Origin of the sequence: uncultured Bacteroides sp. (assembly GCF_949298305.1) — a bacterium.
Taxonomy (GTDB): Bacteria; Bacteroidota; Bacteroidia; order Bacteroidales; family Bacteroidaceae; genus Bacteroides.
On record NZ_CASFWU010000020.1, the window covers coordinates 21,768 to 43,752 of the forward strand.

Below are 21,985 nucleotides of genomic sequence, written 5' to 3' on the forward strand. Positions count from 1 at the left end.
AGTTATGTTAGATTCAATTATTCGTCTGGAAAGGAAAGACATCAGATATTGGTGGATTTCGCTCATCGTCGGTTTGTTCAGTATTGCGGCCGGTATAGGCTGTTTTGTCACTCCCGGCGGTTCGTTGGCATTGCTTACGGTACTTTTTGTTACTACTCTGCTGGCAGGAGGCATACTAAACATTCTGTTTGCCACGCTCAACAGGAAACGCATCGCATACTGGAGCTGGAGTCTGGCTCGCGGCATCATCGAAGTGCTGTTGGGTATTTGGCTGATTCTGCTTCCCTTGCCGGTGGTCACTACGGGGCTGATATTTCTGGTCGGCTTCTGGATGCTGTTCCACTCCATTATCGGCATTGGCGAGTCGTGCGAGTTGCAGCAATATGACATAAAGGGTTGGGGCTGGTTGCTGGCTTGCAACATATTGAGCCTGATTTTCTCTTTTGTTTATCTGATGTCGCCGGTGTTTGGCGGACTGTTTGTCGTCTTTTATTTGGGCTTTTCTTTTGTCTTTTACGGAGTTTTCCGCTTTGTTCTTGCGTTCAAGTTGCGCCGTTTCAATCAGGAGGTTCGTAAAATGATGGAGGAAGAGAAGTCTCGGGAGACTGACGACGGAATAGAAGATGCCGTCATAATAGAATAATATGTAATAGGAAGTAAAAGTACGTGAAGAATATTGGTTTTGATGAACTGAAAAAGCGCGCGGACAATGTTTTTTGTTATGCCGATGATTGTCTGTTTGTATCGGAAAGTTTGCAGTGTTTGTGTAGTGCGGAACCAGTCAGATTTGATTTCTCACTGATGGTGTTCTGCATTGACGGCTGTGTGGAGTGGGAACAGCATAACCAGTCGTGCGTGTTGCGTCAACAAGACTTTGCAGTGGTCTTGCCGGGTTCTTTGCTTGCGAAGATGGCTGTTCTTGAAGGTTCCCACGTCAAGGTGGTCGGTGTTTCTGCCCGCTTCTTGCAACGGGTGTTGCGTATCAGTGCAAATTTGTGGCAACTTGTCCGCTTTGTAAAGTTCAATCCGGTGAAGCATCTTGGCAGCAGTGATTTTGAACATTTGCTGCATTTTATCAATCTGATAAGTGCAGAACTGAATGCTGACAACACTTGCTATCGCGAAGAAATCATGCAGCATCTGTTTGCTGCCTTCATTTTGGGAATGGTGTCTGACATCAGCCATTGTGTTGAGTCTTCTGTTGTGTCCGATGCGGACAAGGCCAGTTTTCCTGTTTATATCTTCCGCCGTTTCATGGAAGAAGTTTCGTCTGACAATGGTTGTCACCGTTCGGTCATTTACTATGCCGGTTTGCTTTGCTGTTCGCCTTCCTATCTGTCACGCACCGTCAAGAAGGTGAGCGGCAGACGGGCTCTGAACATTATTAACGAATATGTGGTAGACCGTATTGCCTATGAACTGAAATATTCAGACAAAAGCATCAAGGAGATAGCCATGGAGTTTGATTTTCCCAATGTATCGTTTTTTGCGAAGTATGTACGTAAACATCTGAAAACATCGCCTACCGACTTTCGCAATAAGAATGCAGCCGGAGAGTGATTTTATGGCCATTGCTTCAAGTCATATTCCGCTTCTACTTTCTTTTCTACATCGTCGGGCAGGGCGGGGAAGAAGTCGATGCCCGTGATACGTTCCACCTGGTCTACGGAGTTGACATAGCTGTCCAGCGGATGGTTGCCGGAGGTGTTCTTGAAGATGAAACCGATGGCACGGGGCGGGCGGCTGTCGGCGCATAGGATGACCTTGAAGAAGGCATCGGGGACGGCCACCTGGTGGTCGTGGCCGATGGTGCGCGGCTGTCGGTTGTAGAGGATGGGGCCGCAGACAATGTAGATGCGGCCTTCCTGTTCGGCCCACACGCGGCAGCGGTCTTCCAGTTCCTTCCAGTCGCCGCGGTTCAGGTTGTGGTGCTGGGGACAGATGTTGGTCATGTAGAAGCTCTCCTGCATGGCGCGCCAGTTCCAGCGGTTGTCGGCGGCGGGGCACATGTGGCCGCGGTCCCAGCCGGAGCGCTTGTAGTCGTCGGTGGTCACGGCTTTGTCGGCGGGCAGGTCGGGGTCGGGCAGGAACTTGTCCGTGCGGCTTTCGCGTTCCACCAGCTTGTCACGGTTCAGTTCCCATGCCACCCAGTTGGGCAGGTTCAGCCGGCTGTTGTAGGACACGGTGTAGCCTTTGCGCTTCAGGATGGTTTCGGGCACGTTCTTCAGCGGGGCGGGCAGTTCGAGGGCTTCGGTGGCTGAAAGGTCGGTTTGTGCTTCGGTTTCGTCTGTCGGAAGGGCGTTCTGGATGATTTGCGGCAGACGGTCGAGGTTGATATTGCCCGACTTCAGGGCATTGTTCAGCGGGCCGTAGCCGACGAAGGCGGCACACACCAGCAGGATGAGCCAGAGCAGACCTTTGGAGCCTTTCTTCTTGTTTTTTCTTCTTGCCATAAGCATTCGTTTATTCAGGCTCCAAAGGTAGAAATAATTTGTGTTATTTCATCGGTTCTACGTTGTATCCCTGCTTCTGGAGCAGCTTCAGCACGCCGCGCGGTCCGGGCAGGTGTCCGGCACCAACCACAAACAGGGTGGGGGTCTGCTTCATGATGTCCGGCATCTTTCGGACCCAGTCGGCGTTGCGGTCGTATATCAGGACATCCATTTCTTCGGGGGTGCTGTCACAGGCATCGTTCATCTTCTCTTCGGTGATGGCAAGCAGTTCGTCCAGGTCTTGTTTCATGTAGGCTTCGGTCATGCGAACGCCTTGGTCGATGCTTTGGCCGATGTGTGTGGCGGTGCAGTGCAGCAGCTGTGCCTGACGTGCCAAGGGCTGCGAGTTGTAGAGGACGTTTATCTGATGGTCGATGCTTTCCAGTCCGCCCACCTTCTTTCCGGCCTGCTGTGCCTGCGTCTGAAACCAGGTGTCGAGCTGTTCCTGCGGATTGAATCCCTTCACCGCTTTCATGGCCAGGGCCACGGCCAGCTGGGTGGTGACGGTAGCGGGTTTCAGCTTCTCGAACAGGGCGAGGTCTACGCCTATGTAGTTTTTCACCACGGCGGCTATGGTGTCATACTCCGCCTGCGTGAAGAGGCTCTTCAGGGTGGTGTCGGCGGGCAGCATCATGGCCTGCTGCATCTTTCCCATGATTTCGGGGTTGGTGGTGGCGTCGTTCATGATGATTTCGCCGTACACCTGGCCGGTCTGTCCGATGGCCTGGGGCAGCGAGGCGATGCTGTCCTTGATGCTGAGCGGAGCCAGGTGGTGCGTACCCATGACGTACGAGGGGTGGTCGAGTCCGTTGCCCGATACTTTCCATAACAGTTGCGCCTGGGCGCCGAGAGCGATGCAGAGAAGCATCACGAGTGCGAATGTCTTTTTCATTGTGGTCATTTTTTTATGGTTTTGTTTCATTAGTCGTTGCAGAGTTGTTTTTATTGCAGGTTATTGGTCTTTTGTGAATTCTATATTCCTTATCGTGATGATTGCTATGGCAAGTGTAAGGAGTAGGGACATGCAGACGGCAAACAGTACAGCCTGCCAGAAGCTGTCTTCTATCAGATAGATGAATGCCCAAAAGGAGAGGAAAGCAGTCAGTGCTCCTGCATAGAAACAGCGTTGAAAAGATAAGGGGTTTCTTTTGGGGCGGATTTTACTCCCGCAGTGTGGGCAGCGGATGCTGAAGCCGGTGCTGATGAAACAGTATTTCAGCCGCGGGCCGATGCCTACTTTTTGGGAACAACAGGGACATTGGGCTTTCATTGCATACTTATATATAATAGGTTTGACAAATTGTTTTCTTTGTTGATGCAAAGATAGGGGAGGGCAGTTGGTATTTAGGTTAACGGAAAGTTAATGTCAGGTTAACAGGCAGCAGGTATCCCATTGCTAAGGCGGCCACTCTGGCAGAAAACAACCGCCTTCCGAAGGGGCCATTCATCAGAGAAGCCCTTTGCGGAAGACGGTTGCCTGTGTAAAGTCAAACTTCAGGGAGCCTTATTCAACCTGTGTGCCGGCATTCGGATGGAAGGTTTCCACCTGTCGGAGCACATAGCCCTGGCGGGCATCGTTCCACACGTAGGTCTTCTTGTCCGTCACCTGTCCCTGTGCGTCGTAGGTAAAGTCCATCTTGAAAAGACGTTTCAGGTATTTGCCGTCTTCCAGGCTGAACACTTCCTTGTTTGTCATTCGGTTGTCTTCCATTTTCACATTGTAAACTAAACTTGAAGATACGCCTGCGGCCGAAATCAGAGCGGCCATGATAAGATTGGTCATCATATTCGTATTAATATTATAAGTTAGACATTTGTTTTCTTGTTTCCGATGTCGCAAAGGTAGGGCGGCTTGGCCACGATTCGGGTTAACGGACGGTTAAGTTTAGGTTAACGGCAGGCGTAATCCGTCTGTGCGTGTGGTGCCGGACAAGAGTGGCCGTAGCCGGGCGGTCGGGCGGGTTCAGGTAGGTCTGTCCAGGTAACCTTTTTGACAAATATACCCCCTGTGCAATCTTTCTGTTTCTACATAAGTTGTTTGTTTACAGCGGTTTTAATCCTATGTATGTCCCCCTCATTTGTCCCCCTTTGTTTTTTTTCTATCTATGGGTTGTTTCCTACTTTTGGGTTCAAATTGGAGAGGTTATTATTATTCACTTAAATAATTCAATTTGTATGGAAACAAAAAAGTATTATGGAGTAATGAAGGACAAAGAATTTCCCAGTTACATCAGTGAGTTTTTTCAAGCCTATCCCGAGAAGTTCGAGGAACGCAGGAATCTTGTCAAACCTGCCGTTTACGGCCTGCTGGCCGTGGTCTGTCTGTTCATTGTCATTTTCCCGCAAGTTGTCCCCGTCTTGCCTTTGTGGTTCATCAGGGTGGTTGCCGTGATAGGCGTCCTTTTCTTCGGAATCGCTGCCTGGATGGGTTCTTCGGATACATATAATGTAGAAAGCGACGGCAAGGTGAAGCAGGTACACATCAAGAAATTCATTCGCGACGAGACGGATGCGGACAAGATTGTGGAGGCTTTTACCCGTCGGGACTTCAGATACCTGACCGCCCTGCCCAGCGGCAACAACCAGCCTGTGCAGCTTCATGTTTACGAGGACGAGGCGGGCAAGGAGATGTACTGCATCCTGACGGCTTACGATTCCGGTTCAAACATTGTGGGACTGGCCGAACCCGTCATTCTGAAAGGACATGAATACGAGGACAATGCCGAACTGATTTATCACATGTGCGACGACGAGGATTAGTATTACCTGGTAAACTTGCGAATGACTTATGAAAACACAATGGTTCGTTTGGCTGCTTGCCATTGTCTTTGCAGGGCAGGCGTATGCGCAAAAAGAATACCCCATCGAGCAGGTGTCGGTCATCAACGTGGGCGACGGGCGTTTCCTCTACCGCGACCTGAAGACCGACAAGCCGCTCGACGGCGACCGCCGCATCATTGACGGCTATCATTCGGCCTACATCCAGGCCGAGTTCAAGGACGGTTTCTACAACGGCAAGTATGCCGAATACGAGTACAACAAGCTGAGGTGCGAGGGCGCTTACCGTGACGGGCACAAGGAAGGCACCTTCAAGTTCTACGACAGCGAGGGAAGGGTGAAGGAAGAGAAACCCTACAAGGACGGCAAGCTGCACGGCACGCACCGCACCTTCTATACCTCGGGCCAGGTGGAGCGTGAAGTGAATTACAAGAACGGACGCCAGGACGGCAAGGAGCTCTACTACGACTACGACGGCACCCTGCGCCGCGAGCACAACTACCGCGACGGGCGTCAGGTGGGCAAGCAGTATTCGTTCGTGCAGGGCACGCACGAGTATTACGAGACCTCCTACTACAACGAGCAGGGACTTCAGGACGGCGAATATACCGAGGTGTACACCTTCGGCCAGCCCCGTGTGACGGGCCGTTACAGGAACGGGCAGAAGGACGGCGTGTGGACGGAGATAGCCGAAAGCGGCGACACGCTCTACATCGCCACCTACCGCGCCGGACGCGAAGAAGGCCTGCAAGTGCGCTTCAGCCGCGAGACAGGTACCCGCACCAAGGAATATTACATGAAAGGCGACCGCCCCGACGGGCTGTTTCGCGAGTACAATCCCCACAACGGCGAACTCATCTACGAGGTCACCTACCAGTATGGCCGTCTGCACGGCAAGGAACGCCGGCTGGTGGTGGACAACCGCTACGACTATTGGGAAATCAGCACTTACGTCAACGGCCGCAAGACAGGGCCCTTCGAGTCCCGTTTCGTCAAGAACGACCGTGTGCGCGAGACGGGCGAGTACCGCAACGGCCACCGCATAGGCCGCTGGAAGCTCTATGACATCGACGGCAAGCTGGAGAAGGAGTGGGAGGAGACGATGTAGGCATTTGTAGCGGGCGGAAGCCTCTGCCGGCGGGACGGGCTGGCTGCCTGCCGGCAATTTGGAGGCAAAAAAGAGGGAGCCCTTTGCCTGTACGTGGCAGGATATCGCTATCTTTGGTCTCTCCGTAGGTTTTGTTTGGAATAATTGATTGAACTATGTTTGGAAAATACAACTTTCTTTGCCTTTCCCTGTTGTTGGGAGCCTGTCTCCTGCTGGCTGCCTGCGGCCCTGACCGTCGGGTAGCCCTGGCCGAACGGCTGATGGCCGAGCGGCAGACCGACAGTGCCGTGGCCGTGATGTACGACATTGACTACCCCTCGCGCCTCTCCCGCCGCGATTATGCCCTCCGTGCCCTCCTCCTGGCCGAAGCTGCCCACCGCAACGGCCGGCTGACTGCCGCCACCGACACCTTGCTGATACCTGCCATCGAGTATTTCACCCGTTCGGGCGACTCGTCCTATGCCGAACGGGCACTTTACTGCAAGGGCCATCTGGAGCGCAGGCTCTACCACTCCGAGGCCTCCATACAGGCGTTCATGCAGGCCTTGTCCTTCCTGCAGGGCAGCGGCGACTACGAGCAGCTCTACCGGGTGAATACCTGGCTGGGCGTGGTGTGCATGGGGCAGGGCGATTATGCCGCCAAGGTGAAGTACTCCAAGGAGGCGCTGAAGGCCGCCACCGGGCTGGGGAACATGTTTTACAAGAACATGGCCCTGTGCGACATCTCCACAGGCTATTACTTCCTGAACCGGCAGGACAGCGCCCTTCACTATGCGCAGGCCGCCTACGATGCCGCCCTGGCCGACTCGGTGCCCCGCCAGCTGCTGCACGTCTACAACAACCTGGGCACCATCTACGCCGAGCTGGGACAGCCCGCCCTGGCGCTGGAGTACATCGACCGCTCCATGGCCCTTCGTCCGGCCAGCGACACCATTGCCCTGCAAAGCCTCTACACGACCAAGAGCTACCTGTTCGGGCAGATGGCGCGCTATGACTCCGCGGCCTATTACTACCGCCTCTCGGCCGGAAGCTCCTCGCCCAGCGTCCGTGCCGATGCCTTCCGCTACATGGCCGAAATCAAGCACCGCACGGGCAACGACCGCGAGGCCTATGCCCTGCTCTCGGACTTCATCACCCTGGCTGACAGCCTGCGCGACGCCCGCTACACGGAAGAGACCATCGCCCTGCAGGAGAGCTACCGCCACGAGCAGCTCTCGATGGAGAACCTCTACTGGCGTGCCCAGGCCGCCAGCCGCAAGACCGACCTGCTGCTGATGACCGTCGCCTTCCTGCTGCTCGCCTGGTTCGTCACCATTGTCTGCCTGCTCTACCGCCGCAGCCGCCGTAGGGTGAAAATCCAGCAGCGCTACCTGCACACGCAGGCCGAAGAGCTGGAGCAGGAACGCGAAACCTCTTCGCTGCACCGGCGGCGCGTGGCCGAGATGGAGCAGAAGGAGGCGCGCCTCAAGGCCACTTTCTTCCGGCGCCTCAGCCAGCGGGTGCTTCAGGGCATTGCCAACGGAGACAACGTCATCCTCTCCGACGAGGACTGGGACGACATTGTGCAGAATGCCGACACCATCTTCGACGGTTTCACCCGCCGTCTCCGCCAACGCTATCCGGCCCTGAACCAGGACGACCTTCGCTATTGCTGCATGGTGAAGATGCAGCTCTCCCAGTTGGAGATGTCGCAAGTGATGCACCTGGAGAAGGACTCCGTGAAGAAGCGCCTCAAACGCATCCGCATGGAGAAGATGGGTTCTGACGGCGGCGTGACGCTGGAAGAACTGCTGAGGGAGTTCTGATGCCGGAAACATCATTTTAACCGTAAGTTTACTCAAGTTCCGCTGAAACTTCCATCAGGTTTTTCCCTGTCGGGAGCAGGAAAGGAAGGTGCTTGCATGGTCCTTCCTCCGTGCTTGCATGGCCCGCGGACCGTGCTTGCATGCTCCGCGGACCGTGCAAGCATGCTCCGCAGACCGAGTTTGTACGGTCGGGGCGCATCACAGGCATTCTGTGTTTTCCTGCTTGGGATTGACCAAGTGCGTTTCTCTTCTTCGGGGGCGCAGGGCCGGATGCGGGTGAAAGGGGCGGCTATGTAACGTGGAGAAAAGTGGAAATGTAACGTAGGGAAAAGTGAGGCCGCCTGCGGAAGGATTGCGGCATGTTTCACCCCGTTGTCAGGACAGGGGGAGCGGACGGTGCGGATGTGGTGCGGGTGACAGGCTTCGTGAAATCGGCATGTCTCACAGAAACTTGTTGGCAGTTAATGGTTTGCAGCGCTTTGAAGGTGTGAAGGCTTTTGGCGAGAAACGGGACGGGTGAAGGCGCGGGATGTGAGTGCACCGGGAGTGGGAGAGGGGCGTTTTTCCCGTCCTGCGTCGGGTCGGAAGCCTGCGTTGCCTGAGGTGCAGGCCGGTGTTCGTTGCGGGTCTCTTCGGTCTGTCCTTCCTCAAAAAGATGAAATATACCCCTCTTTCCTCCTCTTGAATTATCTTTCAATTCACTTTCAGTCAGCTGTTTATTCCTTGTTTGCAGGCTGTCCATTTGTCCCCCTCTTCCGTTTCCGTATTTTCAGATTAGCCGTTACTTTTGCTTGTATGAAAAATGAAGGCAATTGCTGATTTATTTTAGAAAGAAAAGCCTATGGTAATCATCTATGTGACGGCAGGAGTGGCGGTGCTGCTTGTGCTGTGGTATGTGTGGACGGCCAACGACCTGATAGCCAAACGGAACAGGGTGAAACAGTGCCGTAGCGGCATCTGCGTGGTGCTGAAGCAGCGAAACGACCTGATACCCAATCTGGTGGCTGCCGTGAAGAGTTATATGGGACACGAGAGCGAGGTGCTGGTACGCATCGCCGAGTTGCGTTCGCGCCTGTCGCCTTCGGCCTCGGAGGGCGAACAAATCAGGGCGGGGGGCGAACTGTCTGGCCTGTTGTCCCGGCTGAACGTGTCGGTGGAGGCCTATCCCGAACTGAAGGCCGACGCGCAGTTCCACCGCCTGCAGGCCAATCTGGAAGAGGTGGAGTTGCAGTTGCAGGCCATCCGCCGTACCTACAACGCGGCGGTGACGGACTATAACAACGCCATCGAGATGTTCCCCTCGTGCGTGGTGGCACGCAGGCGGCATCATAGTGCAGAAGAACTGATAGAGATACCCGAGCAGGAACAGCGCAATGTGAATGTGGCGGATTTATTCAAGAAATGACGATGGAAACAATTGATTTCAAGGCATTGGAAGCGGAGCTGCACGACGAGCTTGTCCGTGTAGAGCGGTGGCGCCGCGTGGTGAGGATGCTGGGCGTGGCGGTCTATTCGCTGGTGTTCGGCTGGTTTATGTTTGTACTGTTCGGCGGCGCGTTGCTGGCGCGGCTGGGCTGGCAGGACTATGGCGCGCTGACGCGGACGGTGGTACCTGTCTTTATCGGGTTGGTAGTCCTCAGCTTTGCGCTGACGCGCAGCCTGTCCGCCTTCCGTGAGCGCGAGACGGCCGCCATGCGCAGGGCGATGCAGGCCATGCTGCCCGGTGTGCGTTTCCTGCCCCCTTCGGAGTGTGAGGCGGACAACAGTCTGCTGACAGGCAGCCGTCTGTTCACCGTTTCCTACGGCGACCCGAGGCTGGCGATGGACTGTTACGGCGAGGTGGAGGCAGGCAGCGGAGGCACGCTGCGCGTGGCCGACGTGGGCGTCTCCTACGGATGGATGAACCGCTGGCAGTATCATCCCGTAATGGGGTACGTTGTCATGGTCTACCGCCATGTGCTGCGTCCGCTCTTTGCCTCGCGCATGGAGAGCAGCGCGCACAACTTCCGCGGCATGTTCGGCTGGTGCCGGACCCACCTGGAGGACAAGGCGGGCTACCTGGCCCACCACGTGCAGGCCCTGCAAAAGCGCTTCCATGCCCGCCTTGTCCGTCTGGAAGACCCCGAATTCGAGCGCCGCTTCGTGGTGTATGCCGACAGCGAGGTGTCCGCCCGCATGTTGCTGACGCCTGCCATGATGCGGCGTATGACCGCCCTGCGCGACGCCTTCGGGCGCGACCTGATGTTCTCCTTCAGCCGCGGCTGCCTCTACTACGCCGCCTCCATGCCCCAAGGCTTCCTGCGCCTGCGCCCCGCTTCGCTGGGCGGAGGACGGATGCTGGAGACGGTCTGTAACGACATCACCCTCTCGGGAAGGGTGGCGGACGAATTGGGAGTCAGTTAACTGCTTAACGATTCAGACTGGAATTTGCTTTTGGAACTTGGGGGCAGAAAAACCGGCGGGAATTGAAGGCGGTGGACTGCCTCGGTTGTGGGTTCTTGGGTATTTGCATCGGGACGACGGCTGACACCGTGTCTCTCTACGAAGGGCGGTCAGTGCGTTTCAGCCAGGCGGATGACGAGGTCGCGCTGGAGGGAGTAGTTGCCGCTGTGCTGCTGGAGGTACTTCAGCAGGCAGACGCCTTCCTGCCTGAGCTTGGACTTGAGCAGGAGGTTGTCACTCTCCACCTCTTCGGAAAGGCGGAGCATGCTGACGGCGGCCAGCTCCAGCTTGTTCATGCCGTCGGGTTGGGAGGCGTAGCGGTCTGTCAGTTCGTCGGCGCTCATGCCCATCAGTTCGCGGGTGTCGGCGCCCAGCACCTGGCGGGTGAGGTGGTCGTACTCCTCCCAGTCCTTTTGTCTGATTCTTTTCTTGTAGAGCAGGGCCTCTACAATCATGGAAATGATTTCCTGAATCATGCGTATCAGATAGTCTTGCTTGATCATGTTTCCGGGGCTTTTTCTCTGTTGGTCGCCGCTTGGCTTGAATCGGTTACAAAAATACGCATTTTTCCGTTCCCTTTTATCCTTAAATCTCCTTAATGAAAGTGGGGTAAGTCACTTTTTATTTGTTATTTTGCACCAAATTTAGGCTCGGTGTTGCCTGTGCGGTGCAGGCGGCATTCTTATAGGTAGAACGTTCGATGAATAAAGTTAATATACATTCTTGCCCGATATGCGGAGGGACGCGGCTGGAGCGTGCCCTGACCTGTATAGACCACTACGCTACGGGCGAGACTTTCCATCTGTGCCGTTGCGGTGACTGCGGCTTCCTGTTTACACAGGGTTTTCCCGCAGAGGCGGAAATAGGACGTTATTACGACACTCCCGACTACATTTCACATTCCGACATCCGCAAGGGGGCGATGAACGCCGCCTACCACTGGGTGAGAAGCTACATGCTGGGACGGAAGGCCCGGCTGGTGGCACGCGAGGCACACCGCAAGGAAGGCCGCCTGCTGGACATCGGCACGGGCACGGGTTACTTTGCCGACACCATGAGGCGGAGAGGCTGGCAAGTCGAGGCCGTGGAAAAGAATGAGGGAGCCAGAGCATTTGCCAAGGAGCGTTTCGGCCTTGATGTAAAGCCTGAATCGGCTCTGAAGGATTATGCCGAAGGCTCGTTCGATGTCATTACCCTGTGGCACGTGATGGAGCACCTGGAGCACCTGAACGAGACGTGGGAGCGGCTGAACAGGCTGCTGACGGAGAAGGGCGTGCTGATTGTGGCCGTGCCCAACTGCTCTTCGTACGACGCGCAGAAGTACGGCGCCTACTGGGCGGCCTACGATGTGCCGCGCCATCTGTGGCACTTCACACCCGCCACCATCCAGCAGCTGGGCTCGAAGCATGGCTTCATCCTGGCCGAGCGTCACCCGATGCCGTTCGACGCCTTTTATGTCTCCATGCTGACCGAGAAGCACCTCAGGCATTCGTGTACTTTCCTCCGCGGATTGCTGACGGGCACGCTGGCCTGGTTCAGCGCGCTGGTGAGCAAGGAACGCAGCAGTTCGATGATTTACGTGTTCAGAAAGAAGAAAGGGTAGGGGCATGGGAAGAAAAGGTTCGTCATCCTACGTTGACATGCAGTTTGTCACTTCGAGCATCAGCACCACGATGGTTCTGCTGCTGCTGGGGCTGGTGGTGTTTTTTGTGCTGGCCGCCCGCAACCTGTCCGTCTATGTGAAGGAGAACATCAGCTTCTCCATCCTCATCAGCGACGACATGAAGGAGAGCGACATCCTGAAGCTTCAGAAGCGGCTGGAGAAGGAGCCCTTTGTGAAGGAGTCGGAATACATCTCAAAGAAGCAGGCTCTGGAGGAACAGGCCGAAGCCATGGGCACTGACCCGCAGGAATTCCTGGGATATAATCCCTTCATCGCTTCCATCGAAATCAGGTTGAACTCCGAGTATGCCAATTCGGACAGCATCGCCAAGATAGAGAAACTCATCAAGCGCAATACGAACATTCAGGACGTGCTCTACCAGAAAGACCTGATAGACGCCGTCAACGACAACATACGCACCATCAGCCTGTTCTTGCTGGGGCTGGCGGTTGTATTGACGCTGATTTCCTTTGCGCTGATAAACAACACCATCCGGCTGACCATCTACTCCAAGCGCTTCCTCATCCACACCATGAAGCTGGTGGGAGCCAGCTGGGGCTTCATACGCAGGCCCTTCCTGCGGCGCAACTTCTGGATTGGAGTGGTGTCGGCGTTTATGGCCGACGCTATCCTGTGGGGAGCTGCCTGGTGGCTGGTGTCTTACGAGCCCGACCTCATCCGGGTGATAACGCCCGAAGTGATGGTGACGGTCTCGGTGGCGGTGCTGGCATTCGGCATTCTGATTACGTGGTTGTGTGCCCTGCTTTCCATCAACAAATACCTGCGGATGAAGGCAAGCACGCTCTATTATATATAATAAGGTGAACGGTCAATCTTCTTTTCTCCGTTTCCCGTACGCAACGAACAATTATTTAAAACGAAATGGTAAAACAGAAATTTGCTTTCGACAAAACCAACTTCATCCTGCTGGCCATCGGTATGGCAGTGGTGATTCTGGGTTTTATTCTGATGACCGGGCCTTCGTCTACTCCGACGACCTATGAACCGGACATCTTCAGTGTGAGACGTATCAAGGTGGCTCCCGTAGTCTGCCTGCTGGGTTTTGTATTTATGATTTATGCGGTGCTCCGCAAACCGAAAGACGGTGTTGAGGAGTCGGGTTCGGAAAAATAAGAGAAGACTATGAGTTGGTTTGAAGCACTTATCCTGGGTTTGATCCAGGGACTGACGGAATACCTGCCTGTGAGCAGCAGCGGACATCTGGCCATCGGTTCGGCCTTGTTCGGCGTGGAGGGAGAAGAGAACCTGGCCTTTACGGTGGTTGTCCATGTGGCCACTGTGTTCAGCACGCTGGTCATTCTGTGGAAGGAGATTGAGTGGATTTTCCGTGGCCTGTTCAAGTGGCAGATGAATGCGGAGACGCGTTACGTCATCAACATTCTGATTTCCATGATACCTATCGGCATTGTGGGTGTCTTTTTCAAGGACGAAGTGGAGTCGGTCTTCCGTTCGGGACTGCTGGTGGTGGGCTGCTGCCTGCTGCTGACGGCCTTGCTGCTGACTTTCTCCTATTATTATAAGCCGAAGCAGAAGGAGAACATCTCCATGAAGGATGCCTTCATCATCGGCCTGGCACAGGCCTGCGCCGTGCTTCCCGGCCTGTCGCGTTCGGGCAGCACCATCGCCACAGGTCTTCTGTTGGGCGACAACAAGGCCAAGCTGGCGCAGTTCTCGTTCCTCATGGTGATTCCTCCCATCCTGGGCGAGGCCCTGCTGGACGGCATGAAGCTGATGAAAGGCGAGGCCATTGCGGGCGACATTCCCGCGTTTTCGCTCCTCGTGGGCTTCCTGGCCGCTTTCGTTTCGGGCTGTCTGGCCTGCAAGTGGATGATTAACATCGTGAAGAAGGGCAAGCTGATTTACTTTGCCATCTACTGTGCCATCGTGGGACTGGCAACCCTCATTTTCGGATAAGTGAACGGACGAGCGGATATGAACTTTAAAGAAGGAGAAGTCTTGTATTTCAACAAGCCGCTGGGCTGGACGTCGTTCAAGGTAGTGGGCCATGCGCGCTATCACATCTGCCGCCGGCTGGGCGTGAAGAAGCTCAAGGTGGGCCATGCGGGCACACTCGACCCACTCGCCACGGGGGTGATGATTGTCTGCACGGGCAAGGCCACGAAGCGGATAGAGGAGTTTCAGTACCACACCAAGGAGTATGTAGCCTCCATCCGGCTGGGTGCCACCACGCCTTCCTACGACCTGGAGCACGAGATAGACGCCACCTATCCCACGGAGCACATCACCCGCGAGCTGGTGGAAGAGACGCTGAAGAAATTCGTGGGCGAGATTCAGCAGGTGCCCCCTGCCTTCTCGGCCTGCATGGTGGACGGCAAGCGCGCCTACGACCTGGCCCGCAAGGGAGAGGAAGTGGAGCTGAAGCCCAAACTGCTGGTGATAGACGAGATTGAGTTGCTGGAGTGCAACCTGCCCGACATCAAGGTGAGGGTGGTGTGCAGCAAAGGCACCTACATCCGTGCCCTGGCACGCGACATCGGCGTGGCGCTGGACAGCGGCGCTCACCTGACGGCTCTGGAACGTACCCGCGTGGGCAATGTCCGCATTGAGGACTGCCTTAATCCGCTTGACTTCAAGGAGTGGATCAATGCGCAGGAAATAGAAACGGGCGAAGAGGAATGATCCAAGTTAAAGGAGTGAGAAGAAAGTCTCCCCGAAGGGAGAGAGATTCTGCCGGGGTAGGCTTAGGAATTAAAGCCGACGGCTTTGTTAATACCGCCCCCCATTGTCTGACTCCTTGACTTCTGAACTCCTTCGCTACGGTTTTTTAAACGACTTGAGAAACTTAAGTAACCTACTCAAGTTTCGCAAGTGCGAAACTTGCAGGAGTTAAAGGAGTTAGAAGGAGTTATCGCCCACCAGGGTGGGCTTAGGAGTTAAAGCCAATAGCTTAAGCGTTCTCACAAAGGTATTGACTTAACTCCTTAACTACAACCAGTTAATAAACTTGCGAAACTTAAGTAACCTATATATAAAGAAAGGAAAGAGATATGAAACTGTCGCAATTCAAATTCAAGCTTCCTGAAGAAAGGATCGCTTTGCATCCCACCAAGTACAGGGATGAGTCGCGCCTCATGGTGCTTCACCGCAAGACGGGAGAGATAGAGCACCGTGTGTTCAAGGACATTCTGGACTATTTCGACGACAAGGACGTGTTTATCTTCAACGACACCAAGGTGTTCCCCGCCCGCCTCTACGGCAACAAGGAGAAGACGGGTGCCCGCATCGAGGTGTTCCTGCTGCGCGAGCTGAACGAAGAGCTGCGCCTGTGGGACGTGCTGGTAGACCCTGCCCGCAAGATACGTATCGGAAACAAGCTCTATTTTGGAGACGACGACTCGATGGTGGCCGAAGTCATTGACAACACCACCTCGCGCGGCCGCACGTTGCGCTTTCTTTACGACGGTCCGCACGACGAATTCAAGAAGGCCCTCTACGCCCTGGGCGAGACCCCGCTGCCCCACAGCATCATCAACCGCCCCGTGGAGCCCGAAGACGAAGAGCGCTTCCAGTCTATCTTTGCCCGCAACGAGGGAGCCGTGACCGCGCCTACCGCCAACCTGCACTTCAGCCGCGAGCTGATGAAGCGCATGGAGATTAAAGGCATCGACTTTGCCTACATCACCCTGCACGCCGGCCTGGGCAACTTCCGCGAGATTGACGTGGAAGACCTGACCAAGCACAAGACCGACTCCGAGCAGATGATTGTCAACGAGGAGGCCGTGCGCATTGTGAACCATGCCAAAGACCTGAACAAGCAGGTGTGCGCCGTGGGCACCACCGTGATGCGTGCCATTGAGAGCACCGTCAGCACCGACGGCCACCTGAAGGAGTACGAGGGATGGACCAACAAGTTCATCTTCCCGCCCTATGACTTCACCGTAGCCACAGCCATGGTGTCCAACTTCCACATGCCGCTCTCCACGCTGCTGATGATTGTGGCAGCCTTCGGCGGTTACGAGCAGGTGATGCACGCCTACGACGTGGCCTTGCAGGAAGGTTACCGCTTCGGTACCTATGGCGATGCCATGCTCATTACGGACAAGTAAAACCTTTTAGTGAAGAACGGAGAATGAAGAAGGAAGAATTTGGAGGACCGGCTGCGGGGAAAGAAGGACAGACCGGCGCAGAAGAAGTTTCTTCATCCTTCGTTCTCCGTTCTCCGTTTATCTATTATCTGGGCCTGGGCACCAATCTGGGCGACAAGGAGCAGAACCTCCGCACGGCCGTGCGTGAGATTGAGGAGCGGGTGGGGCAGGTCACAGCCCTGTCCGCTTTTTATGTCACCGAGCCGTGGGGCTTCAGTTCCGACAACGGCTTCCTCAATGCGGCCTGTGGGGTGAAGACTTCGTTATCGCCCTTTGAAGTGCTTGCGCTGACGCAGGAGATAGAGCGTACGATGGGCCGCACCTGCAAGTCGGAGGGCGGCGTCTACCACGACCGCATCATCGATATCGACCTCCTGCTTTGCCTGGACGCTTCGGGCGGTCAGGTGTGTGTGGACACTCCGCAGCTGAAGCTGCCCCATCCGCTGATGCACCTGCGCGATTTCGTGATGAAGCCTTTGCTGGAGATTATGCCCGGGGCAGCAGGCCTGATTCGTCCCAATGCAGAATAATATGAAACGACTGTTCTTGATTGGTTGGATTTTGTGTTGCGCCTGGTTTGTCAAGGCACAACAGTCCAATGAGTTTACCGTCCTGCAATGGAACATCTGGCAGGAGGGCACGCAAGTGGAAGGCGGATATGACGCCATTGTGAATGAGATTGTCCGCCTGAAGCCCGATTTCGTCACCTTCAGCGAGGTGAGGAACTATCGGAATACCCGCTTCTGCGACCGCATTGTGCAGTCGTTGGGACAGCGGGGCGAGACCTATTATTCCTTCTTCAGCGACGATTCGGGCCTGCTGAGCCGGCACCCGATTACGGACTCGCTGACGGTATTCCCCCTGAACGACGACCACGGCAGCATCTACAAGATGGTGAGCACTGTCCACGGGCATCGGGTGGCTGTCTATACGGCCCATCTGGACTACCTGAACGACGCCTACTACAATGTGCGCGGATATGACGGTTCCACGTGGAAAGAAATCCCCATACCGCAGACGGTGCTGGAGGTGCTGCAGGTGAACGACGCCTCCCTGCGCGACGATGCCATCCGCTGCTTCCTGGCCGAGGCAAAGAAGGACATTGCCGAGGGCACGATTGTCATCCTGGGCGGCGACTTCAACGAACCATCGCACCTCGACTGGACACGCGGGACGAAGGACCTGTTCGACCACAACGGCCTGATTGTGCCCTGGACCGTCCCCCTGCTGCTGGACAACAACGGCTTTGTGGACACCTACCGCGAGCTTTACCCCGATGTGGTGGACTATCCCGGCTTCACCTTTCCGGCCGACAATCCGCTGCTTCCTGTCAGCCGGCTGACCTGGGCCCCCAAAGCCGACGAGCGGGAGCGGATAGACTATGTGTTCTATCACCCCCATCCGTCCCTCAGGCTGAAGGATGCCGTCATCTTCGGTCCCCGCGGCTCCATTGTCCGCAGCAAGCGCGTGCCCGAACAGTCGAAAGACCGCTTCCTGCTTCCCTTGGGCGTGTGGCCCACCGACCACAAGGGGCTGCTGGTGACTTTTGAAGTCCGCTGAACACCCCCTGCCGCCGCCTTTTCAGCTCCTGTAATCCCTAATCAGTGTTAATCTTCCGTCGGGATAGCACTACATCAGGAAATTATCTCTACCTTTGTGCCCGCTAAAACCAATGTGGAAAGATTTGAGTAGCTTGCAACCACAGAAAAAAATGCTAAAACACATACTTTTCTGAAAACGCCGGCAACGTGCCGGTATCTCTACTCACACATTTCCCATCCGTTCAACTTTTAATTATTAACTATTCATTCTTAATTTTTAAAGAGTATGGGATATTTATTCACATCCGAATCGGTGTCCGAAGGACACCCCGACAAAGTGGCCGACCAGATATCGGACGCTGTGCTTGACAAACTGCTGGCCTACGACCCCAGTTCAAAAGTAGCTTGCGAAACGCTGGTGACTACCGGACAGGTAGTACTGGCAGGTGAAGTGAAAACCAAAGCCTATGTGGACCTCCAGCTCATTGCCCGCGAGGTCATCAAGAAAATCGGTTATACCAAGGGCGAGTACATGTTCGAGAGCAACTCGTGCGGCGTGCTGAGCGCCATTCACGAGCAGAGCCCCGACATCAACCGCGGCGTGGAGCGCCAGGACCCCATGGAACAGGGTGCCGGCGACCAGGGCATGATGTTCGGCTATGCCACCAACGAGACCGAGAACTACATGCCCCTCTCGCTCGACCTGGCACACCGCATCCTGCAGGTGCTGGCCGACATACGCCGTGAGGGCAGGCAGATGACTTACCTGCGCCCCGACTCGAAGAGCCAGGTGACCATCGAATACGACGACAACGGCACGCCCGTGCGCATTGACACCATCGTCGTCTCCACCCAGCACGACGACTTCATCCAGCCCGCCGACGACACCGAGGCCGCCCAGCTGAAGGCTGACGAGGAGATGCTGGCCATTATCCGCCGCGACGTCATCGAGGTGCTCATGCCCCGCGTCATCGCCTCCATCCACGCACCCAAGGTGCTGGCCCTGTTCAACGACGACATCAAGTACCACGTCAACCCCACGGGCAAGTTCGTCATCGGCGGACCTCACGGCGACAGCGGACTGACGGGACGCAAAATCATTGTGGACACCTACGGCGGCAAGGGCGCACACGGCGGCGGAGCCTTCTCGGGCAAGGACCCCTCGAAGGTGGACCGTTCGGCAGCCTACGCCGCCCGCCACATCGCCAAGAACCTGGTGGCTGCCGGCGTGGCGGACGAGATGCTGGTACAGGTCAGCTATGCCATCGGCGTGGCACGCCCCATCAACATCTACGTCAATACCTACGGACGCAGCCATGTGAACATGACCGACGGCGAGATAGCCCGCAAGATTGACGAGCTCTTCGACCTTCGTCCCAAAGCCATCGAAGACCGCCTGAAGCTGCGCAATCCCATCTATCAGGAGACCGCCGCCTACGGCCACATGGGCCGCGAGCCGCAAGTGGTCACCAAGCACTTCCGCAGCCGCTACGAAGGCGACAAGGACGTGGAGGTAGAGCTCTTCACCTGGGAGAAGCTGGACTATGTGGACAAGGTGAAGGCTGCCTTCGGACTCTGAACATAGCTCCATCCTACTGATACCGGCAGATGGCCGCAACGCCTGTTTTTAAGACAAGTTGTGGCCATCTGTTTTTGTTTCTACAAATCTAAACACTCTGCCCGCGGTTTGCCGCAAATTCCCTTCCGTTGCACCTTCCGTGCAACAGTCGTTCAGTTTTTTTTCCTTCTTTTTCCTTATCCCGAGGGTGCGGAGGCACCCGAAATCAGACAATCTGCACCCGAAATCAGACAATTGTCAGTTCTTCCCCTCTGTAATGTCTGAATATGGTCTGCCCTACCCGTAAAACATTCGTAAACTTGCATCGCTGGAAAGCTAAAAAACGAATATGTAACTAAAAAAAATCTATGAATTATGAACAGTACAACTTTTGCGCAAGACCTTATAAAAGTGCAGGATGATCTTTTGCGTTTTGCCTATAAGCTGACTTCGGACCGCGAAGAAGCCAATGACCTCCTCCAGGAGACTTCGCTCAAGGCACTGGACAACGAAGACAAGTACATGCCCGAAACCAATTTCAAGGGATGGATGTACACCATCATGCGAAACATCTTTATCAACAACTACCGCAAGGTGGTGCGCGAACAGACCTTTGTGGACCAGACGGACAACCTCTATTACCTCAACTTCTCGCCCGACACCAGCTACGAGAGCACCGAGCGCGCCTACGACCTTAAGGAGATGCACCGGGTGGTCAACGCCCTGCCGCGCGAGTACAAGATACCCTTCTCCATGCACATCTCGGGCTTCAAATACCGCGAGATAGCCGAGAAGCTGGACCTCCCCCTCGGCACGGTGAAGAGCCGCATCTTCTTCACCCGCCAGAAACTGCAGCAGGTGCTCAAGGATTTCCGCTGAACACCCCTCCCTGTCCGGGAGGCGTGCCTCTGGCCGGCCGCGTCCGTGCTTCGGCCTCCATGGAAAGTGGGCTGGTTCACCAGCCCACTTTCCATGTTGCAATGTTCCGTCTCCATACGCTCCACACACCCTTTTTCCCTTGGGCGCTTGCCCTTAACCGTCTGTCCGATTGTTAGTAATATCGGCAAAAAGCTTGCAGAAAGTCGGCTTTAAGCGGATTTTGCCGACACGGTCTTTCTGCAAAAAACGCGAAACAGAGGCCGTGACGGCGCTTTCGGTATGTCTGGAGCGGCCACCGTGCAAGCTCCGTCCGTCTGCCATGCTTGTTTCGTCCGTGCGGAATGCTTGTTCGGAGCGGACAGATTGCTTGTTCGGTGGCCGCAGATTGCTTGTGCGGAGTGCCGGAAAACCTGGTCGCGGCCTTCCGGAAGGATAGCCGTCTCCTTCCAAGCGGCTTTCCGGAGCCGGAAAGAGGGCGTTTCTCTCCTTCGGAAGCCGCTTTTCCCGCTCTTTCAAATGTAAGGATTTCGCTATCCGTCTGCCATGCAGCCGGTTGCTGATTTCCGCTTCCGTTTTTCCGTGCAAGCCGGGCGGCAGGCCGGAAAAACCGATTCTGGGGCATCGGAAAAGTCAAAGTGTCAAAATGTCAAGAAAGGAATCGGCCTTGTCCCAGGTGCGCCGGCGGCAGGCCGGGGCTGCGCTCCGCCAGCCCCATCTGAAAACAGGACTTTCGCTTTGCGCTTCCCACGGTTTGCACTATCTTTGCATCCGGTTATCACAAAGAAAGCAAAGAGCGATGAATAAGATAAATTCGGTATGTGTTTACAGTGCGTCGAGCACCAAGATTGACTCCATCTATTTCGAGACTGCGCACCAGCTGGGCACGCTGTTGGGCACGCAGGGCATCCGCCTGGTGAACGGTGCGGGCAACATGGGCCTCATGGCTGCCGTGGCCGACTCGGTGCTGGCAGCCGGCGGCGCTGTGACGGGCGTCATTCCGCGCTTCATGGTGGAGCAGGGGTGGCACCACACGGGACTTACCGAACTGGTGGAGGTGGACACCATGCACGAGCGCAAGCGGCGCATGGCCGAGCTGAGCGACGCCGTCATCGCCCTGCCCGGCGGATGCGGCACGCTGGAGGAGCTGCTGGAGGTCATCACCTGGAAGCAGCTGGGCCTCTACCTGAAGCCCATCGTCATCCTGAACGTGAAGGGCTACTACGACCCCCTGCTCGAAATGTTCGGCCGTGCGGCCGAGGAACACTTCATGGGTGCCCGCCACATGGACATCTGGCGCGTGGCCCGCACGCCGGCCGAAGCCCTCGAACTGGTCCGCACCACCCCCCTGTGGGACGTTTCCATCCGTAAGTTTGCCGCGATATGAGTGAGCTGCTGGTACTTTGGACTGCCGGGACCGAGGCCATCCCCATTCCCTACGCTCCCTACATGGACGACTGTGTGGCGATGGTCCTGCTGGGCTGTTTCTTCCTCTCGGCCTACGTGCTTTCGCGCAGCCGCAAGTTCCTGAGCCAGCTGATGAAGGACTACCTGATGCACCGCGAGCGTGCCAGCATCTTCTCCACCTCCACGGC

Annotated in this window: 23 protein-coding genes; 19 read left to right on the top strand and 4 right to left on the bottom strand. The window is 55.8% G+C overall.

Going from position 1 to position 21,985, the window contains the following annotated elements:
* Positions 1 to 4 precede the first annotated feature (4 nt).
* Together Q1Y74_RS04280 and Q1Y74_RS04285 are read left to right on the top strand one after the other, a co-directional pair.
* Entirely contained in the window at positions 5 to 643 is a 639-nt protein-coding gene (locus Q1Y74_RS04280; protein WP_300812503.1) for a DUF308 domain-containing protein, read from the top strand.
* A 23-nt stretch (positions 644 to 666) separates the two neighbouring features.
* Positions 667 to 1,560 (top strand): AraC family transcriptional regulator, encoded by an 894-nt coding sequence (locus Q1Y74_RS04285; RefSeq protein ID WP_300812504.1) that lies wholly within the window; start codon positions 667 to 669, stop codon positions 1,558 to 1,560.
* Positions 1,561 to 1,562: 2 nt separating this feature from the next.
* On the opposite strand, the gene Q1Y74_RS04290 is transcribed toward Q1Y74_RS04285, so the two are convergent.
* From Q1Y74_RS04290 to Q1Y74_RS04300, 3 genes are all read right to left on the bottom strand, one after another.
* Positions 1,563 to 2,453, bottom strand: a complete 891-nt coding sequence (locus Q1Y74_RS04290; protein ID WP_300812505.1) for a DNA/RNA non-specific endonuclease — start codon at positions 2,451 to 2,453, stop codon at positions 1,563 to 1,565.
* Between the two features lie 43 nt (positions 2,454 to 2,496).
* Entirely contained in the window at positions 2,497 to 3,384 is an 888-nt protein-coding gene (locus Q1Y74_RS04295; protein WP_300812506.1) for a TraB/GumN family protein, read from the bottom strand.
* A 612-nt stretch (positions 3,385 to 3,996) separates the two neighbouring features.
* Positions 3,997 to 4,278, bottom strand: a complete 282-nt coding sequence (locus tag Q1Y74_RS04300) for a DUF3836 domain-containing protein (protein WP_300812507.1) — start codon at positions 4,276 to 4,278, stop codon at positions 3,997 to 3,999.
* A gap of 389 nt (positions 4,279 to 4,667) precedes the next feature.
* Here Q1Y74_RS04300 and Q1Y74_RS04305 point away from each other — a divergent pair, with 389 nt between their 5' ends.
* The 5 genes from Q1Y74_RS04305 (at position 4,668) to Q1Y74_RS04325 (ending at position 10,586) form a co-directional block, all read left to right on the top strand.
* Positions 4,668 to 5,252, top strand: a complete 585-nt coding sequence (locus Q1Y74_RS04305) for a hypothetical protein (RefSeq protein ID WP_300812508.1) — start codon at positions 4,668 to 4,670, stop codon at positions 5,250 to 5,252.
* Positions 5,253 to 5,280: 28 nt separating this feature from the next.
* Positions 5,281 to 6,378, top strand: coding sequence for a toxin-antitoxin system YwqK family antitoxin (locus tag Q1Y74_RS04310; RefSeq protein ID WP_300812509.1), 1,098 nt, complete (start codon positions 5,281 to 5,283; stop codon positions 6,376 to 6,378).
* Positions 6,379 to 6,533: 155 nt separating this feature from the next.
* Entirely contained in the window at positions 6,534 to 8,183 is a 1,650-nt protein-coding gene (locus Q1Y74_RS04315; protein WP_300812510.1) for a hypothetical protein, read from the top strand.
* Positions 8,184 to 9,024: 841 nt separating this feature from the next.
* A complete protein-coding gene (locus tag Q1Y74_RS04320) occupies positions 9,025 to 9,588 on the top strand; it encodes a LemA family protein (protein ID WP_300812511.1) in 564 nt (187 codons plus the stop codon).
* 2 nt (positions 9,589 to 9,590) lie between these two features.
* The gene (locus Q1Y74_RS04325; protein WP_300812512.1) at positions 9,591 to 10,586 is read left to right on the top strand and encodes a DUF3137 domain-containing protein; all 996 of its coding nucleotides are present in this window, start codon (positions 9,591 to 9,593) and stop codon (positions 10,584 to 10,586) included.
* A 149-nt stretch (positions 10,587 to 10,735) separates the two neighbouring features.
* On the opposite strand, the gene Q1Y74_RS04330 is transcribed toward Q1Y74_RS04325, so the two are convergent.
* Positions 10,736 to 11,128: a hypothetical protein gene (locus Q1Y74_RS04330; RefSeq protein WP_300812513.1), complete on the bottom strand. Its 393-nt coding sequence runs from the start codon at positions 11,126 to 11,128 to the stop codon at positions 10,736 to 10,738.
* 197 nt (positions 11,129 to 11,325) lie between these two features.
* Here Q1Y74_RS04330 and Q1Y74_RS04335 point away from each other — a divergent pair, with 197 nt between their 5' ends.
* The 12 genes from Q1Y74_RS04335 to Q1Y74_RS04390 form a co-directional block, all read left to right on the top strand.
* Positions 11,326 to 12,228 (top strand): class I SAM-dependent methyltransferase, encoded by a 903-nt coding sequence (locus tag Q1Y74_RS04335; RefSeq protein WP_300812514.1) that lies wholly within the window; start codon positions 11,326 to 11,328, stop codon positions 12,226 to 12,228.
* 4 nt (positions 12,229 to 12,232) lie between these two features.
* Positions 12,233 to 13,105: a permease-like cell division protein FtsX gene (locus tag Q1Y74_RS04340; RefSeq protein ID WP_300812515.1), complete on the top strand. Its 873-nt coding sequence runs from the start codon at positions 12,233 to 12,235 to the stop codon at positions 13,103 to 13,105.
* A 65-nt stretch (positions 13,106 to 13,170) separates the two neighbouring features.
* Complete coding sequence (locus tag Q1Y74_RS04345; RefSeq protein ID WP_300812516.1) at positions 13,171 to 13,422, top strand: DUF3098 domain-containing protein; 252 nt, start codon at positions 13,171 to 13,173, stop codon at positions 13,420 to 13,422.
* 9 nt (positions 13,423 to 13,431) lie between these two features.
* Positions 13,432 to 14,223: an undecaprenyl-diphosphate phosphatase gene (locus Q1Y74_RS04350; RefSeq protein ID WP_300812517.1), complete on the top strand. Its 792-nt coding sequence runs from the start codon at positions 13,432 to 13,434 to the stop codon at positions 14,221 to 14,223.
* Positions 14,224 to 14,241: 18 nt separating this feature from the next.
* Positions 14,242 to 14,949, top strand: coding sequence for a tRNA pseudouridine(55) synthase TruB (gene truB / locus Q1Y74_RS04355; protein WP_300812518.1), 708 nt, complete (start codon positions 14,242 to 14,244; stop codon positions 14,947 to 14,949).
* A gap of 368 nt (positions 14,950 to 15,317) precedes the next feature.
* A complete protein-coding gene (queA, locus tag Q1Y74_RS04360) occupies positions 15,318 to 16,376 on the top strand; it encodes a tRNA preQ1(34) S-adenosylmethionine ribosyltransferase-isomerase QueA (RefSeq protein WP_300812519.1) in 1,059 nt (352 codons plus the stop codon).
* 23 nt (positions 16,377 to 16,399) lie between these two features.
* A complete protein-coding gene (gene folK, locus Q1Y74_RS04365; RefSeq protein WP_300812520.1) occupies positions 16,400 to 16,945 on the top strand; it encodes a 2-amino-4-hydroxy-6-hydroxymethyldihydropteridine diphosphokinase in 546 nt (181 codons plus the stop codon).
* A gap of 1 nt (position 16,946) precedes the next feature.
* Complete coding sequence (locus tag Q1Y74_RS04370) at positions 16,947 to 17,975, top strand: endonuclease/exonuclease/phosphatase family protein (protein WP_300812521.1); 1,029 nt, start codon at positions 16,947 to 16,949, stop codon at positions 17,973 to 17,975.
* A 267-nt stretch (positions 17,976 to 18,242) separates the two neighbouring features.
* Positions 18,243 to 19,535, top strand: coding sequence for a methionine adenosyltransferase (gene metK / locus Q1Y74_RS04375; protein ID WP_300812522.1), 1,293 nt, complete (start codon positions 18,243 to 18,245; stop codon positions 19,533 to 19,535).
* A 354-nt stretch (positions 19,536 to 19,889) separates the two neighbouring features.
* Complete coding sequence (locus Q1Y74_RS04380; protein ID WP_300812523.1) at positions 19,890 to 20,393, top strand: RNA polymerase sigma factor; 504 nt, start codon at positions 19,890 to 19,892, stop codon at positions 20,391 to 20,393.
* Positions 20,394 to 21,189: 796 nt separating this feature from the next.
* Positions 21,190 to 21,777, top strand: a complete 588-nt coding sequence (locus Q1Y74_RS04385; protein ID WP_300812524.1) for a TIGR00730 family Rossman fold protein — start codon at positions 21,190 to 21,192, stop codon at positions 21,775 to 21,777.
* The coding region (locus tag Q1Y74_RS04390) for a DUF4271 domain-containing protein (protein ID WP_300812525.1) at positions 21,774 to 21,985 on the top strand (212 nt) is incomplete at its 3' end. The genes Q1Y74_RS04385 and Q1Y74_RS04390, both read left to right, overlap by 4 nt.